Origin of the sequence: Aurantimonas sp. E1-2-R+4, from assembly GCF_036549515.1 — a bacterium.
Taxonomy (GTDB): Bacteria; Pseudomonadota; Alphaproteobacteria; order Rhizobiales; family Rhizobiaceae; genus Aurantimonas; species Aurantimonas coralicida_A.
The window spans coordinates 1-16,529 of the sequence record NZ_JAZHLK010000002.1 but is presented as its reverse complement, the minus strand read 5'-3'; the positions used below and the strand labels follow the sequence as shown (position 1 = coordinate 16,529).

The following is a 16,529-nucleotide window of genomic DNA, read 5'->3' as shown; positions in this document are numbered from 1 at the left end:
CGACTTCGAATAGAACTCAGCGAGAAGGCGAGAAGACGCATGGCGCATGAAACGATTTTGGCCGAACTCGATCGGCGCCGCGAGGCCGCGCGTGCCATGGGCGGCGAGGCGAAACTCGCCAAGCGGCGCGAGAGGGGGCAGCTGAACGCGGGGGAGCGTCTCGACGCACTCGTCGACAAGGACAGCTTCCTGGAGGTCGGCCTGCTCGGCCAGTCGGTTTTCGAGGCCGATGCCGCCGCCACGCCGCGCGACGGCAAGATAACCGGTTTCGGTCGCATCGACGGCCGCGACGTCGGCGTCGTCGTCAACGACTTCACCACCAAGGGTGCCTCGACCAGCGCCACCAATTCCAAGAAGATCGGTTATATCCGCAAGACCTGCACCGAGAAGGGCATGCCCTTCATCCATGTCGGCGAGTCGACCGGCGCGCGCCTGCCCGACGCCATGGGCTCCAAGGGCATGGGCGCGATGCTCGGCAATGACACCAGCCAGTTTCGGCGGATGCGCGATACGCCGTGGGTCGCGGCTGCCCTCGACACCTCCTTCGGATCATCGGCCTGGCTGTGCTGCTGTTCCGACTTCGCCGTCATGAAGAAGGGCTCGATCATGTCCGTGTCCAGCCCCCGGCTGGTCTCGATGGCGATCGGCGAGAAGGTAGATCTGGAGGAACTCGGCGGCTGGCGTCTTCACGCCGATCAGACGGGGCTCATCGACCACTTCGTGGATACGGACGAGGAGGCGATGGCCGCCATACGCCGGTTCCTCTCCTACATGCCGAGCCACAATGCCATCCTGCCGCCCGAGAGGACGATCTCCGAAGGCTCCGGCGCGGAGCAGGACCGGATTTTGGACCTGCTGCCCGAGAAGCGCACGCAGGTCTACAACATCAAGAAGATCATCGAGGTGATCGTCGACAGGGATTCGTTCCTCGAGATCAAACCGCGTTTCGGCAAGTCCGCCGTCGTCGGGCTCGCCCGCCTCGCCGGCAAGGTCACCGGCATTATCGCCAACAACCCGCATGTCGGCGGCGGCGCCCTGTCGGCCGAGGCATGCCGCAAGATCATCGATTTCACCGTGTTGTGCGACAGCTTCAACATTCAGATCGTGCGCATGCTCGATACGCCCGGATTCGTCGTGGGGACCGATGCCGAACGCCGGGGAGCGCCCGGGCACATCATGAATTTCATGAACGCGACCTGCCTCACGACCGTGCCCCAGATCACCGTGATCTGTCGCAAGGCCTACGGCCGCGCTTATGTCGCCATGGGCGGCGGGGCGCACAACAGCGCGATGGTGGCCTGGCCTACCGCCGAGGTCAGCTTCATGGACCCGGTCTTCGCCACCAGCATCGTGCACAATCTGCAAGCCGGGCAGGAGGGGTTCGAGGCCGCGCTGGCCGAGATCCAGAAGGATCTCGAAATATGGGACATGGCGCGCATTTTCTCGGCACATGACGTCATCAAACCCCAGGAAACGCGCGATTTTCTCATCCGCATGTTCGACATCCAGACGCGGCGCCGCTCCGGTGGCGTCGGCGAGCATTTGATGCGTGCCTGGCCGACCAGCTACTGACGGAGCGATTGCGATGACCATTCAGGAGCCGCTTGGCCGGGACATCATTGCCGCGGCGCGCGCGCGCGGCCGGCGATCACTCGACGAAGCCGCCGGCAAGGAATTACTCGCGCGTTACGGGGTGCGTTCGCCCCGCTCCGCGCTGGCCCGCGACGCCGCCGATGCCGAAGCCAGGGCGAGGGGGATGCGCGCGCCCTTCGTCGTCAAGGTCGTGTCGCCGGACATCCTCCACAAATCGGATGCCGGGGGGGTCGCGCTCGGGCTGGACGGTGCCGACGCAGTTCGGGCCGCCGTCGAGGCGATGGCGCTGAGGCCGGTGATTGCCGCCGCGACGATCGACGGCTGGCTGGTCGAGGAGATGATTCCGCCGGGCCGCGAGATCGTCATCGGCGGCATTCAAGACCCACAATTCGGACCGATGCTGATGGTCGGCCTTGGCGGTATCTTCGTCGAGGTTCTGAAGGACGTGGCGTTCCGGCTATGTCCGATCGATGCGGCCGACGCCCGCGCCATGCTCCGCGAACTGAGGGGCTTTGCCCTGCTTGGTGACATCCGGGGCGAAGCGGCGGTCGACGAGGAGGCTTTGGTCCAGGCGATGGTGAGGATCGGCGGTTCGGGCGGCCTGCTGATGACGCTCGGCGACGATGTCGCCGAACTCGATCTCAATCCCGTCATCGTTTCGGCCTCGGGGCTGATGGCGGCCGATGCCCGTGTCATTCTCACCGAGCGGGAGAACCGGCCCGTCTCGAAACCTGAGAAGGCGGAATCCGGCGATCCGCTGATCGAATTCAAACCGTTGTTCGAGCCAAGAACCGTCGCGGTCCTCGGTGCCTCCTCCAAGGACGTCGCGCTAGCCAATACCTTCATCCGCCGGTTGAAGGATTTCGGCTTTTCCGGCGCCATCTACCCGATCCATCCTTCGGCGGAAGAGATCGAGGGGCTGAAGGCCTACCCGTCGCTCGGCGAGACACCGGAGGGGGTCGACTACGCCTATGTCGCCGTCGGCGCGGGCCGAATTCCCGATGTGCTCGCGGCCGCCAGGGGGCGCTGTCGTATCGCCCAGGTGATTTCGTCGGGCTTCGGTGAAGTCGCCGAGGGCAGGGCGCTTCAGGCAGATCTCGTGGCGGGCGCCAAAGCCGGCGGCGTGCGTGTCCTGGGGCCGAATTGTCTAGGCACCTATTCGCCGCGCGGCGGCCTCACGTTTCCGAGCGACGCGCCGCGCGAACTGGGGCGCATCGGTGTCGTCTCCCAGTCGGGCGGTTTGTCGACCGACATCATCAAGCGGGGCCAATGGCGCGGCTTGCGCTTCAGCGGTCTGGTGACCATCGGCAACAGCGCCGACGTCGAGCCGCATGAGCTCGTCGCGTATTATCTCGCGGACGAACAGACAAAGGCGATCGGTGTCTATATCGAAGACATCAAGCGGGGCAGGGCCTTCTTCGACCTGCTTCGCTCCGCCCAGCCGACAAAGCCAGTGGTGATCTTGAGGGGCGGACGCTCCGCACAGGGGCGCCTCGCAGCCGCGTCGCATACCGGCGCCCTCGCTGGCGACGGGAAGGCGTGGGAGGCGCTTGCCGCGCAACTGCCGGTCGCGCTCGTCGACACGGTGGACGAATTCATCGACGTCCTGCTGGCCCTGCAGCATCTCGATCTTCGGCCGGAAAAGCCGACGAGGAACGTCGCGCTGTTCGGCAATGGCGGCGGCTCCAGCGTGCTGGGCACGGACATCTTCGCCAGCATGGGGCTCGATGTCGCGCCGTTCGGCGACGCGGCGCGCGTACCGCTGGAGGCGCTGGGATTGCCGCCGGGCACCAGCGTCGTCAATCCGATCGACACGCCGGTGCGAACCCTGCAGGAAAAGGACGGTTGGGTGGCGGGTGAAATTCTCGACATCGTCTACCGTCATGCAAAGCCCGACGTCGTGGCGATGCATTTGAACCTTGCCGCCTTCGTCGGTCGGGGGGCAATCGATCCGGTCGGCAATTTGTTCAAGGTGATCGAGGAGACACAGGCGACGTGGCCGGGCATCGCGCATTTCGCGCTGGCGCTGCGCACGGATGGTTCGCCCGAACTCGATGAAAGCCGACGCCATTACCGGGAGAAGGCGCGCAAGATCGGCGTTCCGGTCTTCGACGAAATTCCGGCAATGGCCCGCGCCCTCGCCACGGTCGCGCATCTGGAGCGACAATTTCGGTCACGCCGCACGCCCTCGCCGCTCGGGTGACGTGGCGACCGGCACCATGGCCCACGGCACCATAGCCCAGGCAACCGCTATGGCGTCGGATCTTGCCGTGGCTGGATCACGCCGCCAGGATTGCCTTGGCGTGCTCATCGAGAAAGCCGGTATACAAATCGCCCGCGCGGAACGCGTCGTTGCGAAGGCACCCGATCAGAAAATCCCGATTGGTGCGAAGCCCCTCGATCGGCCAGTTTCGTAAAGCCTGCTCGGCGCGCTCACAGGCTTGCCGGCGGTCGCCGCCATGGGCGATCAGCTTGGCTATCAGCGGATCGTAAAACGGCGTCATCACGTCGCCTTCGCGGTAGCCGCTGTCGACCCGCACATGTTCGGTTTCGGCAGGTGGCCGGAAAACGGTCAAGGGGCCAGGCGCCGGCATGAACATCTTCGCCGGATTTTCGGCATAGAGCCGGCATTCGATGGCGTGTCCACAAGACCGAATGCTCTCCTGGTCCGCGCCGGTGAACCGACCGCGGGCAAAGTCGATCTGCATGGCGACGAGGTCGACGCCGGCCACCATTTCCGTCACCGGATGCTCGACCTGAATGCGTGTGTTCATCTCGAGGAAGAAGAACTCGAAGCTGGTGGCGTCGACGATGAATTCGACCGTTCCGGCGCCGCCATAGCGGGTGTGAGCGCAAAGCGACACGGCCGCCTCGCCCATGCGCCGGCGCACGGCCCCGGGAAGGCCGGGCGCGGGACTTTCCTCGATGACCTTTTGAAACCGCCGCTGGACGGAACAATCCCGCTCGAAGAGATGGATCGCCTCGCCATTGCCGAAACCGAAAACCTGGATTTCGATGTGACGCGCACGGGGAACGAACCGCTCGAGAAAGATCGCTCCGTTGCCAAAGGATTTCTCCGCCATCGACTGGGTGGCGGTAACGGTCGACGCGAGTTGGGATTCCTCGTCCACCCGGCGCATCCCGATGCCGCCGCCGCCGCCGACCGCCTTGACCAGCAGAGGATAACCGACGTCTCGCCCGGCTGCTTCGAGACCGTCGGTGTCGCCCACACCGTATGTCCGGCTGCCCGGCACGACGGGAACGCCGGCAGACTGCGCAATCTCGCGGGCGCGTTGTTTGTCACCCATTCGCCGAATGATGTCGGCGGTCGGGCCGATCCAGTGCAGCCCCTCGGCCGTCACAAGGTCGGCGAACGCGGCATTCTCCGCGAGAAAGCCGTACCCCGGATGGATCGCGTCGGCGCCGACCTGGCGCGCGGCTTCGAGAATCTTCTTGGCGTCCAGATAGCTTTCGCGGGGTGAGGATGGCCCGATGGCGACCGCCTCGTCCGCCGCTGCGACGTGAAGGCTCGCTGCGTCGGCCTCCGAATACACGGCAACCGTCGAGAGGCCGAGCGCTCGAGCGCTGCGGAAAACACGACAGGCGATCTCGCCCCGGTTCGCGACGAGAACCTTGTTGATCGCGCCCATGGTCAGGCCTCGATGCGGGCCACAACCGTCCCTTCGGTGACGGTCTCGCCTTCGGCGGTGAGAATTTCGACCAGGCGGCCATCCTCGGGCGCTGTGATCGGGATCTCCATCTTCATCGATTCCAGGATCATGATCGGGTCATCCTCATTGAGGTCCTGGCCGATCTCGGCGACGATCTTCCAGAGATTGCCGGTAATTTCCGTCTTGACGTCAATGATGGTCATCGCCGCTAAAGCCCTCCCGTTCGATGTCGCGCCTTGCGAAAGGCCACGTTACAGGAATGCCAGATAGTTGTTGCGAACGCAACGCCGAATCGGGGAGGGCATGCGGTGGAGCAGCCGTCCCCGGCTTGCCCAACGCGGGCAAAGTCGCGACCAGTTCGTTGAAGGAGAGAGCGGTTTTCCGGCGATTGCGGGAACTGACGGGCTTCGCCTCCCTTCATGAGTGTTCGCAAGGGGTTGCGCCGTTCGATGCGGCGGAGCTGTCTGCCGCAAGGCGCGACCTTGTGAGCCGGGCGGTGCTTCGATAAAGGTCGTGTAACATCTCTCGAATTCTTCGATCCGGCGACGTTGAACCGGCGAAGATGGTGCGATCATGCAGCGAAAAGCCCTCGGAATCGTTTTCCTGTGCCTGGTTCTCCTTGTCGCGATCGTGCTCGGATACTGGGACATGCTGAGCAGCGAGAAATTGCGCATCGCGCAAACGGAGGATTTGCCGGCTTCCGAGGACGTCGCGACGCGGCAGGACAGCGCGTCGGTCTCGCAATCCGATCCGAATCGACCATCGACCAGTGATGCCGGCGAGACGGAAACGGCCAACGCGCGCGCGACATCGTCTGAGCAATCTCCAGCGCCGGACGAAGCGGCGCGGATCGTGCCAGATCCGACCGATACTGCGCCGCGCCCGGAAGTTTCTGCAAAGGTCGAAGCCGCCGACGCGACGACTGCGGAGAAGCAGCCCGCATCGCCGTTGGAATCCGCGAGTTCAGTTCCTCCGACAGAAGGCGAAGCGACAGCCGGCGATCGACCGCTATTTGACCTTCTGCGCGTCGAGCCGGATGGTTCGACCCTCATTGCCGGACGATCCGCGCCAGGAAGCCGGGTCACGCTGCACGCGGGCGCGACGGTGGTCGGTGAGGACACCGCCAATGAAGCGGGCGAGTTCGTCATCGTCCTGCCTGAGCCGCTGACGCCGGGTGAGCACGCGATTTCGCTCACCGCGATAACGCCCGAGGGCACGGCCACCGGATCACGTGAGACCGCAATCGTCAGCGTGCCGCAGCCGGGACGGGGAGAAGACGTGCTCGCGATGGTGGAAGCGCCTGACGAGGCGTCGCGACTGATGACAATCCCGGCCTCGCCATCGGGGCAAGTAGCCGGATCGGATGGCCCGGGCGTCGGAACGGGGGCTGCCGGCAGATCCGCGACAGCGATTTCGCAAGACGAGGCTCCGACATCCGCCCCTGCTGCCGGATCGGAAAAGCCGATCGATACGGACGCCGCGTTCCTGTCGAATACGAGTCAGGCGGGTGAGAAGGACAAGGCACCGGAGCCGGCGACGTCGCCGAGGTTGCGGATCGAAGCCGTCGAAGTCGAGGGTGAGCAGATTTTCGTTGCGGGGTCCGCGGACGCGGGCACATCGGTCCGCATCTATCTCGACAACGTCCTGGTGGCGGAGAACAGGGCGACCGCCGACAATCGATTTCTGGTGACTGCCGAGCGTCCGGTCGCGGTTGGCGACCACCTCGTGCGGGCCGATCAGGTGACGGTCGACGGGAATGTGACGGCGCGGGCGGAGGTGCCCTTCACGCGGCCCGAGGGGCAGGCTGTCGCGGCGATCGCGCCGCCCCCTGCCAACGGTGCGGCGGCGGTCAGTCCGTCTCCAGGCGTGGCAATGGCCGACCGGTCGGAGGCTGAAACACGAATCGCCGCAGCTTCGGCGCCGGTCGTGGACAGCGATTCGGTGGAAGGCCGCACTGCCGAGCCGAAAAAAGCGGCGGCCGAGATACCGGAACGCAGTCCGCCGCCGGATACAAAGGCGGCAGGCTCTTTCCAGGGCGATGCGACCCCGCCGACGGACCGACCCTCGGTGACCCCACCGGTTCAAATCGTCGAACCGCGTTCGCAGACGGGTCTCAAGACACCTGAAATTGGACGGGAGGGTGCGGGCGCCGAAGCCTCGGCAGCGCCCGACGCGACCGACACGGCATCGTCACCGCCATTGATGGCGTCGCGCACCGAAACCAAGCTCTCCGCGCCAACGATATCACTCCAGCCGGGGTCCGGTACTGTTGGCGAGAGGCCAGCGTCGACAATCTTGCAGGAGCAGCGCTCCGTCGTCGCGACCGAAAGCGAGGTGAGCGCCGCGGCACTCGATGTTCCGATCAACCGCCAAGCCCCCCTTGCGACGGCGACCGGGCGGGTGATCATCCGCAAAGGCGACACGTTGTGGAGAATCTCCCGCGACACCTACGGACGGGGCAGCCGCTACACCGTGATCTACTTCGCCAACGGCAATCGCATTCGCAACCCGGACCTGATCTATCCAGGACAGGTCTTCCGATTGCCTGCGGCGCAAGACGACGCGCGGGAAGCGGACGCCGAGCCGGCACAACGCAATTAGGCTGTTCCCGTCCGCTTGAATCGGGACGCCTTCGACCGATGTTCCCCCATGAAAGTGTTTTGCGCTTCGGCTATTCGTCCAGTTCGACGATGTAATCGCGGCCGACGTGGACGCATCGAATAGGGGCGCGGCGGCGGCTGCCTCGCTCTCGCCGGGGCCCTGACCGTCCCGAACCAACTTCAGAACGTCGACGGCGCGCCGGCTCCTCCCGTCGCGCCGCTTCGTTGGAAAGGACCATCTTGGCGCAAAAAGCCGGGAAACGAATATCGGGCGACAGCGGATCGACCCTGACGACGCTGGCCAATCTCTGGCCTTACATGTGGCCGTCGGACCGGCCGGATCTCAGGATGCGGGTCGCCTATGCGACTTTCTTCCTGGTACTGGCCAAGCTGCTTACGGTTCTGGTTCCGTATTTCTATAAATGGGCCACGGACGCGCTGGACGGGGCTGATTCGGCGCGCGCATGGCTGCCGCTGGCGCTGACCGGGGCTATCACGCTGGTGGTATCCTACAATGTCGCGCGTGTGTTCTCGGTCGGGCTGAACCAGCTTCGCGACGCGCTGTTCGCGCGGGTCGGCCAATATGCCGTGCGCCGGCTGGCCTATCGGACCTTCGTCCACATGCACCAGTTGTCGATGCGGTTTCATCTGGAGCGACGGACGGGCGGCCTGTCGCGCATCATTGAACGCGGCACCAAGGGCATCGAGTCGATCGTGCGGTTTACGATCCTCAACACGCTGCCGACCATCCTGGAATTCGCCCTCGTGGCGATCATCTTCGGCTTTGCCTACGGCGTCAGCTATCTGGCCGTCATCGCCACCACGGTGGGGCTCTACAGCTGGTTCACGATCAAGGCGAGCGACTGGCGGATCGGCATTCGCCGCGACATGAACGATTCCGACACCGACGCCAGCACCAAGGCGATCGACTCGCTGTTGAATTTCGAGACAGTCAAATATTTCGGCAACGAGTCCATGGAAGCGGAACGCTTCGACCGGGCGATGTCTCGCTATGAGATCGCAGCGACGCGGATCTGGACCTCGCTCGGCTGGCTGAATTTTGGTCAAGGGCTGATTTTCGGCGCCGGAATGGCCGTGGCAATGGTGATGTCGGCGCTTGAGGTGCGGGCAGGAACCCAGACGCTCGGCGATTTCGTCTTCATCAACGCGATGCTGATGCAGTTGTCGATTCCGCTCAACTTCATCGGCTTCATCTATCGTGAAATCCGCCAAGGGCTGACCGACATCGAGGCGATGTTCGATCTGCTCGACGTCGAGGCGGAGGTGAAGGATCCGGCCGATGCCCCGGCTCTGAAGGTCAGCGAAGGCGCGATCCGCTTCGAGGATGTGCGCTTCGGCTACGATCCGGCGCGCGTCATCCTGAAAGGCATTTCCTTCGACGTTCCGCCCGGCAAGTCGGTGGCGATCGTCGGCCCTTCCGGAGCCGGCAAATCGACCATCTCGCGGTTGCTTTTCCGGTTCTACGATATCCAGTCCGGCCGCATCCTGATCGATGGTCAGGATATCGCCCGCGTGCGGCAGGAATCGGTGCGCGCCGCGATCGGAATCGTGCCGCAGGACACGGTGCTGTTCAACGATACGATCACCTACAACATCCGCTATGGCCGCATCGGAGCGAGCGAAGAGGAAGTGCGCCGCGCTGCCGAACTCGCGCAGATTGCCGGGTTCATCCAGGAATTGCCGGATGGCTTCGATTCGATGGTCGGCGAGCGCGGGCTGAAATTGTCCGGGGGAGAGAAGCAGCGGGTGGCAATCGCCCGCACGATCCTCAAAGCCCCGCCGATCCTTGTGCTCGACGAGGCGACCTCGGCGCTCGATACGCACACCGAGCAGGAGATACAGGCGGCGCTCGACCTGGTGTCGAAGGAGCGCACGACGCTGACCATCGCGCATCGGCTCTCCACGATCATCGACGCCGACGAAATCATCGTCCTGAAATCGGGTGAGATCGTCGAACGCGGGTCACACCGCGAACTCCTTGAAGCGGCTGGACTCTACGCCGAGATGTGGGCGATGCAGCGTGAGGCGACGGAAGCCGAAGAAGCGCTTCGGCGGGCTCGCGAAGCGGACGAGTTCGGCGTCATCGAACGGCGCCGAACCGAAGAAGTCTAACGCCGACCACGCCGCATCGCCTTGCCGGCGGTCTGGTCGCGCCACATCTTTGGAGGCGCGCCCGAACTTCGAACGTCGGGTGACCGCCATCGCCGCCGATCGGCGGCGCTCGTCGCGTGCCTGCTTGCCTCAACTCTCGTCTATCCTTATCGCAAGCGGGACGTGCCGCAGGATCAGGAAGGAAGAAGACAGACCGTGGATATCATTGCCTCGATCCGAAACGCATTCGTACCCATTCATAAGGCAGGTTACCCGTTTATCGCTGCGTTCTTCGTGGTCGCCGTCGTGCTCGGCTTTCTATGGGAGCCGCTGTTCTGGATCGGCCTCATCCTGACGGCCTGGTGCGCTTATTTCTTTCGTGACCCCGAGCGTGTGACGCCGATCGCGGATCATCTGGCCGTCAGCCCGGCGGATGGCCGCGTGTCGCTCGTCGGCCATGTTGTCCCGCCGGCCGAACTCGATCTCGGCACCGATCCGATGCTACGCATCTCGGTGTTCATGAACGTCTTCAATTGTCATGTGAATCGGGCGCCGATGCGGGGCCGAATCCGGCACATTGCCTATCGCGAAGGCGAGTTCCGCAATGCCGAGCTGGACAAGGCGAGCGAGGTCAACGAGCGCAATTTGATGGTCATCGACGGGCCGAAGGGCGAGATCGGCGTGGTACAGATCGCCGGGCTCGTGGCACGGCGGATCATCTGCTGGGCCAAGGTCGAGGATCGAATCGAGGCGGGCGAGCGTTTTGGCCTGATCCGCTTTGGCTCACGTCTCGACATCTATCTGCCCGACGGTGCCCGGCCGCGCGTCGCGGAAGGACAGATCGCGATTGCGGGTGAAACCGTCATCGCCGAGTTCGGCGACAATTTGCCAACCTGGCCGTCGAGGCGCGACTGATGCCGATCGAATCTCCGTTTCCTCCGTTCGATCCGGGTAAGCCCGACGTGGAAGACGGCCCGGTACGCCGGCGCATTCCGTTCCGCCACATCGTCCCGAACCTCATCACCATCCTGTCGATCTGCGCCGGGATGACCGGCATCCGACTGGCTTTCGAGGGTCAGTTCGAGTTCGCCGTCGGCATGGTGCTCGGCGCGGCGTTCCTCGACGGGATCGACGGCCGCGTTGCGCGGCTATTGAAAGGCCAGAGCCGCTTCGGCGCGGAAATGGATTCGCTCGCCGACATCGTCAATTTCGGGGTCGCGCCGGGTCTCGTGTTGTACACTTATATGCTCAACGAGGCGGGGGCCTTCGGCTGGATCGCAGCGTTGCTCTATGCGAGCGCCTGCGCACTCAGGCTCGCCCGTTTCAACACCATGCTCGACGATCCGAAACGCCCAAAATGGCATTCGGCGTTCTTCGTCGGCGTACCGGCACCGGCCGGCGCGGGCTTGGCCCTGTTCCCGATGTATGTGGGCTTTTCCGGTCTTAATCTCGGATTCCCCGAGATCACCGCGACGATCGCGTCGGTCTATCTCGTGTTTATCGGCCTTCTGATGTCGAGCCGCCTGCCGACATGGTCGGGCAAGGGAGCAGGCATCCGGGTGCCGCGCGATTACGCCATCCCGATCATCCTGGGCTTCGTTCTCTACGTCGCCCTGTTGCTCAGCTTCTTCTGGGAGACGCTGACGCTGACCGCGATCGCCTACTTTATTTCGGTTGGCTTTTCGGTGCGAGCCTTCGGCAAGCGCGCGAAACGCGAAACCCGCTCGGCGGCCGCGGATCAGGCGGGGTCGCGGTAATCCAGGAAGCGGTTTTCGCGCACGTCGAAGAGCTTGCCGGTCTCGACCACGTCCGAGAAGGCGAGGGGCACGATCTTCGCCGCCACCTCGCGCGCGGTCGGCAGGGTCTTCGGGTCCTCGCCCGGCATCGCTTGCGCCCGCATGGCGGTGCGCGTCGCGCCCGGGTTGACCGAATTGACCCTTAGCGGCAGGTTCATCGTCTCGTTCGCCCAGGAGCGCACCATCGCCTCGCAGGCCGCCTTGGAGGCTGCGTAGAGCGACCAGAACGCCTTGGCCGAATGGGCGGCCCCGGACGACATCACAATGGCGCGTCCGGCCAGGGATTTGCGCAGCAACGGATCGACGGTGCGGATCAGTCGCCAGGTCGCGTTCACGTTGACCGTCATGGTCTTATCGAAGGTCTTCGCCTCGATGTGGCCGATCGGCGCAAGGACGCCGAGCAGCCCGGCATTGGCGACCAGGACGTCGAGTCGGCCCCAGCGCTCGTTGATGGCGCCACCGAGGCGGTCGATCCCGGCCATGTCGGTCAGATCAAGCGGGACGAGCGTCGCCGATCCGCCGGCCGATTTGATCTCATCGTCGAGTTCTTCGAGGCCGCCGACGGTACGCGCCAGCGCGATGACATGCGCGCCCTCGGCGGCGAGGCCCTTGGCGATGTGGTAGCCGATACCGCGTGAGGCCCCGGTGACCAGCGCGATCTTGTCTGTCAGCATTTGCGTCATATCAATTCGCCGGAAAGGCGCCATCCGTAGCTTTGAGCCCTGCCGGCAAAGGCTTGGGCGAACGGCTCAGGTCCTATGTTTCCCCACGGTACTGCCTCTCCGCGAAGATCGCGATATTCAAGGAGCGTTCCGTGTTCAGCCCGCACCACCCAGCAGCGAGAGCGGCCGGACATTTTCCGTGCCGTCCTGATCGGTCAGCGAGGTCGGATAGTCGCCGGTAAAGCAAGCATCGCAGAATTGCGGCGTCAGCTTGTTGCGGGAGGGCTCGTCGGTGGCGCGGTACAGCCCGTCGATCGACAGAAACGACAGCGAATCGACCTTGATGAAGTCGGCCATCTCCTCGATCGTCATGCGCGAGGCGAGCAGCTTGGCCTTTTCGGGCGTGTCGACACCGTAGAAGCAGCTGGCGCGGGTCGGCGGCGAGGCGATTCGCATGTGGACCTCGGTCGCGCCAGCCTCGCGCACCATCTGCACGATCTTCTGGCTGGTCGTGCCACGAACGATCGAATCGTCGACGAGGATGACGCGCTTGCCTTCGATCATCCGGCGGTTCGCATTGTGTTTCAGCTTCACGCCCATGTGGCGAATGGAGTCGGTCGGTTGGATGAAGGTTCGGCCGACATAATGGTTGCGTATGATCCCGAGCTCGAAGGGCAGACCGGCCTCCTGAGCATAACCGATCGCCGCGGGAACGCCGGAATCGGGAACCGGCACAACGATGTCGGCTTCCACATGGCTCTCACGCGCCAGTTCGCCGCCGATCTTCTTGCGAATCTCGTAGACGTTGCGGCCCTCCACGGTCGAATCCGGGCGGGCGAAATAGACATATTCGAAGATGCAGAACCGGGGGCGGCGCGCCTGGAATGGGAAGATGCTCTCGATTCCGTCCTCGCTGATCACGACGAGTTCGCCGGGCTCGATGTCGCGAACGAAGTCGGCGCCGATGATGTCGAGGGCGCAGGTCTCCGATGCGAGAATCGGCGATCCCTCGAGATCGCCGAGCACGAGCGGCCGAATCCCGAGAGGGTCGCGCACGCCGACCATCTTCTTCGACGAGAGCCCGACCAGCGAGAAAGCGCCTTCGAGCCGCGATAGGGCGTCGATCAGCTTTTCGACGAAATGCCGTGCTGCGCTCGTGGCCACGAGATGCAGGATGGTTTCGGTGTCGGAGGTCGAGGAAAAGATGGAGCCGCGGCGTTGCAACTCGCGCTGAATGGTCAGGGCGTTGGTGATGTTGCCGTTGTGGGCGACCGCGAAGCCGCCGGCAGACAATTCGGCGAAGAAGGGTTGGACGTTGCGCAAGCCGCCGCCGCCGGTGGTGGCGTAGCGGGTATGGCCGATCGCGGAGGTTCCCGGCAGACGCTCGAGAACGGCCTGCTTGGTGAAGGTATCGCCGATCAGACCGGCATGGCGCTCGACATGAAATTGTGAGCCGTCATAGGAAACGATCCCCGCCGCTTCCTGGCCGCGGTGCTGAAGCGCATGAAGGCCGAGCGTCACTACCGCAGCGGCATCGGTTCGTTTGAAAATACCGAAGACGCCGCACTCTTCGTGCAATTCGTCGTCGTCGAATGGCGTTTCGTCCATGAGATTATCCGCCGTTTGCCGATGTCTGTCGGCTTGTGATGAGGTCTTCACCATATAGGCCCGTATCGGGCGTGACGCGAGGGCTCGCTCGTCCTGCAATGGCAGTTCCGACCGCTGCGTCTAGTGTTGATCGGCCGGCGGTGCCTCGCCGGACTCCCCGATCGCGCCCTCGATGGACGCGGGCTCTTCCGGAGCGGGAGGCGTATCCGTGGCCGGCTCGCCGCTGGTGCCCTGGATCTTCTCGAGGATGATCTGCTCGGGGTTCTCCGGCAGCGCCGCAACCAATTGCTTGCCAAAATTGTCCAAATACGGCTTGGACCAGGCGTTGGCGACCCATTCCGGCTGGTTTTCCGGCGCCAGCCAATTGAAGAACAGCATGGCCACCACGACGAGAAGCAGACCGCGCACGGCGCCAAAGACGAAGCCGAGAACGCGGTCGAGCGCGCCGATGCGACTATCTATGATGAAGTCGGCGATCCGCAGCGTGATGTAGGACACGATGATCAGCGTGACGAGGAAGATCGCGGCTGCCGAGGCCGCCATCGCCACTGTGTCGGATGAGATGTACTCGGCGAAATAGGGCGTCAGCGGCTTGTAGAAGAGAAAGGCGGCAACCGCCGCCACCAGCCAGGAGATCACCGAAAGGATTTCGCGGGAGAAGCCGCGCACCATGGCAAGAAGCGCCGAAACCAGCATGAGTGCGAATAGGATCGCGTCGAGAAGAGTAACGGTCATGGATGATCGGTCCCGTGGACGTTCGGATCAGGCGCGGGTGGCAGATGCCAGTATGACATGCCTGCGAATGACGCCTTACCTCTTTGGTGTCCATTTTACACTAGGGGGCGGCGTGAAAATCAACCGTCGGATGGAAGACCGCCCGATGCGACCCGGCCGACGAGGTCGGGCAGGGTCTCCACTTCATGCGGCACCATCTCGCCCGATCGCGGCAGATCGGCGCTGGCCGCCGGCAAGACCGATTGCCGAAAACCGAGCTTTTCGGCTTCCTTGAGGCGCTGTCCCGCATGGGCGACGGGCCTCACCGCGCCGGAGAGAGAGACTTCGCCGAAATAGACGCAATCGGAGGGCAGGGCGGCGCCGCTGAGCGAGGACACGAGCGCTGCCGCAACCGCGAGGTCCGCCGCCGGTTCGGAAATCCGGAAGCCGCCGGCAACGTTGAGATAGACGTCATGCTGGCCGAGTCGCACACCGCAATGGGCTTCGAGCACCGCTAGGACCATGGCGAGTCGCGGCTGGTCCCAGCCGACGACCGCGCGACGGGGCGTCCCGAGCGCCGACGGCGCCACCAGGGCCTGGATCTCCACGAGGACCGGGCGGGTTCCTTCCATGCCGGCGAAAACCGCGGCGCCGGGCGCCTTTTCGTTGCGCTCGCCGAGAAACAGTTCCGACGGGTTGCGCACTTCCCGCAGGCCGATGTCGCTCATCTCGAAGACGCCGATCTCGTCGGTGGGTCCGAAGCGGTTCTTGACGGTGCGCAGGATGCGGTAGTGGTGGCCGCCTTCGCCCTCGAAGTAGAGGACGGCATCGACCATGTGCTCGACAACCCGGGGGCCGGCGATCTGGCCGTCTTTGGTGACGTGGCCGACGAGAATCACTGCCGCGCCGCTGGCCTTGGCATAGCGCACGAGCGCCTGCACGCCGGTGCGGACCTGCGTCACGGTTCCCGGCGCCGATTCGGCCATGTCGCTCCACAGCGTCTGGATCGAATCGATGATGACGAGGTCTGGCCGGCGGGATTCGGCAAGCGTCGCGAGGATGTCCTCGACATTGGTCTCGGCCATGAGCTGCACCGACGTATCGGCGGCTTTCAAGCGCTGGGCGCGAAGGCGCACCTGCGCCACAGCCTCTTCCCCGGAGACATAGACGACACTGTTGCCACCACGCGACAGCGCGGCGGCCGCCTGCATCAGCAGAGTCGATTTGCCGATGCCGGGATCGCCGCCGATGAGCAAAGCTGATCCACGCACGATGCCGCCGCCGGTCGCCCGGTCGAATTCGTCGATGCCGGAGACGATGCGCGGGGCTTCTTCCATCTCGCCCGAGAGCGGCAGAAGCGCCGATGGGCTGCCCTTGCGCCGGCCGCGTTGCGGTCCACCGCCGATCCCGCCGGACGTGTTTTCCTCGACGATGGTGTTCCACTCACCGCAGGCGTCGCATTTGCCCTGCCAGCGCGTGGTGACCGCGCCGCAGTTCTGGCATATGAAGCTGAGTTTGGGTTTGGCCATTGAAACCTTGGAAACGGGGCGGCGACTGGAACGAAACATAAACAAAACCCGCCCGACCGCAACTCCGAACGGCGACGCAAGACAGAGCCATGCGTGCGGCAATCGTGCGAGCGGGACCGCAGCCCGATGTTAGTGTCCGTTCCAAAAAGAGGTGAGTGATTTCAGCGAGTTGTGATTCTGTCGGATTGCTGAGATTCGACGGAGATCAAGATGCCCTGGACCGCAATCACCCGCCCGCACTATG

12 protein-coding genes are annotated in these 16,529 nt (G+C 64.2%); 6 read left to right on the top strand and 6 right to left on the bottom strand.

Annotated features, from left to right (window positions below):
* The first annotated feature begins 39 nt into the window (after positions 1-39).
* On the top strand, positions 40-1,572 hold the full coding sequence (locus tag VQ045_RS01470) for an acyl-CoA carboxylase subunit beta (RefSeq protein ID WP_331828916.1): 1,533 nt from the start codon (positions 40-42) through the stop codon (positions 1,570-1,572).
* A gap of 13 nt (positions 1,573-1,585) precedes the next feature.
* Entirely contained in the window at positions 1,586-3,796 is a 2,211-nt protein-coding gene (locus tag VQ045_RS01465) for an acetate--CoA ligase family protein (RefSeq protein ID WP_331828915.1), read from the top strand.
* Between the two features lie 76 nt (positions 3,797-3,872).
* On the opposite strand, the gene VQ045_RS01460 is transcribed toward VQ045_RS01465, so the two are convergent.
* Positions 3,873-5,243 carry an acetyl-CoA carboxylase biotin carboxylase subunit gene (locus VQ045_RS01460; RefSeq protein WP_327624624.1) on the bottom strand — a complete coding sequence of 457 codons (1,371 nt, stop codon included), beginning with the start codon at positions 5,241-5,243 and terminating at the stop codon, positions 3,873-3,875.
* A gap of 2 nt (positions 5,244-5,245) precedes the next feature.
* Positions 5,246-5,467 carry an acetyl-CoA carboxylase biotin carboxyl carrier protein subunit gene (locus VQ045_RS01455; RefSeq protein WP_327624623.1) on the bottom strand — a complete coding sequence of 74 codons (222 nt, stop codon included), beginning with the start codon at positions 5,465-5,467 and terminating at the stop codon, positions 5,246-5,248.
* A gap of 370 nt (positions 5,468-5,837) precedes the next feature.
* Between VQ045_RS01455 and VQ045_RS01450 the strand changes: the two genes are divergently transcribed.
* The 4 genes from VQ045_RS01450 to VQ045_RS01435 all read left to right on the top strand — a co-directional run bounded on the left by VQ045_RS01450 (position 5,838) and on the right by VQ045_RS01435 (position 11,733).
* On the top strand, positions 5,838-7,865 hold the full coding sequence (locus VQ045_RS01450) for a LysM peptidoglycan-binding domain-containing protein (RefSeq protein WP_331828914.1): 2,028 nt from the start codon (positions 5,838-5,840) through the stop codon (positions 7,863-7,865).
* Positions 7,866-8,104: 239 nt separating this feature from the next.
* Entirely contained in the window at positions 8,105-9,997 is a 1,893-nt protein-coding gene (locus VQ045_RS01445) for an ABCB family ABC transporter ATP-binding protein/permease (protein WP_331828913.1), read from the top strand.
* A gap of 195 nt (positions 9,998-10,192) precedes the next feature.
* Positions 10,193-10,891, top strand: a complete 699-nt coding sequence (locus VQ045_RS01440) for a phosphatidylserine decarboxylase (protein WP_331828912.1) — start codon at positions 10,193-10,195, stop codon at positions 10,889-10,891.
* A gap of 5 nt (positions 10,892-10,896) precedes the next feature.
* Positions 10,897-11,733 (top strand): CDP-alcohol phosphatidyltransferase family protein, encoded by an 837-nt coding sequence (locus VQ045_RS01435; protein ID WP_327624641.1) that lies wholly within the window; start codon positions 10,897-10,899, stop codon positions 11,731-11,733.
* Here the strand turns inward: VQ045_RS01435 and VQ045_RS01430 are convergent.
* The 4 genes from VQ045_RS01430 to radA all read right to left on the bottom strand — a co-directional run bounded on the left by VQ045_RS01430 (position 11,715) and on the right by radA (position 16,285).
* Positions 11,715-12,455: an SDR family NAD(P)-dependent oxidoreductase gene (locus VQ045_RS01430; protein ID WP_327624618.1), complete on the bottom strand. Its 741-nt coding sequence runs from the start codon at positions 12,453-12,455 to the stop codon at positions 11,715-11,717. The two genes, VQ045_RS01435 and VQ045_RS01430, sit on opposite strands and share 19 nt — an antisense overlap.
* 135 nt (positions 12,456-12,590) lie before the next feature.
* Positions 12,591-14,042, bottom strand: coding sequence for an amidophosphoribosyltransferase (gene purF / locus VQ045_RS01425; protein ID WP_331828911.1), 1,452 nt, complete (start codon positions 14,040-14,042; stop codon positions 12,591-12,593).
* Positions 14,043-14,162: 120 nt separating this feature from the next.
* Complete coding sequence (locus VQ045_RS01420; RefSeq protein ID WP_327624616.1) at positions 14,163-14,777, bottom strand: CvpA family protein; 615 nt, start codon at positions 14,775-14,777, stop codon at positions 14,163-14,165.
* A gap of 119 nt (positions 14,778-14,896) precedes the next feature.
* Positions 14,897-16,285 (bottom strand): DNA repair protein RadA, encoded by a 1,389-nt coding sequence (radA, locus tag VQ045_RS01415; RefSeq protein ID WP_331828910.1) that lies wholly within the window; start codon positions 16,283-16,285, stop codon positions 14,897-14,899.
* Positions 16,286-16,529: the final 244 nt, after the last annotated feature.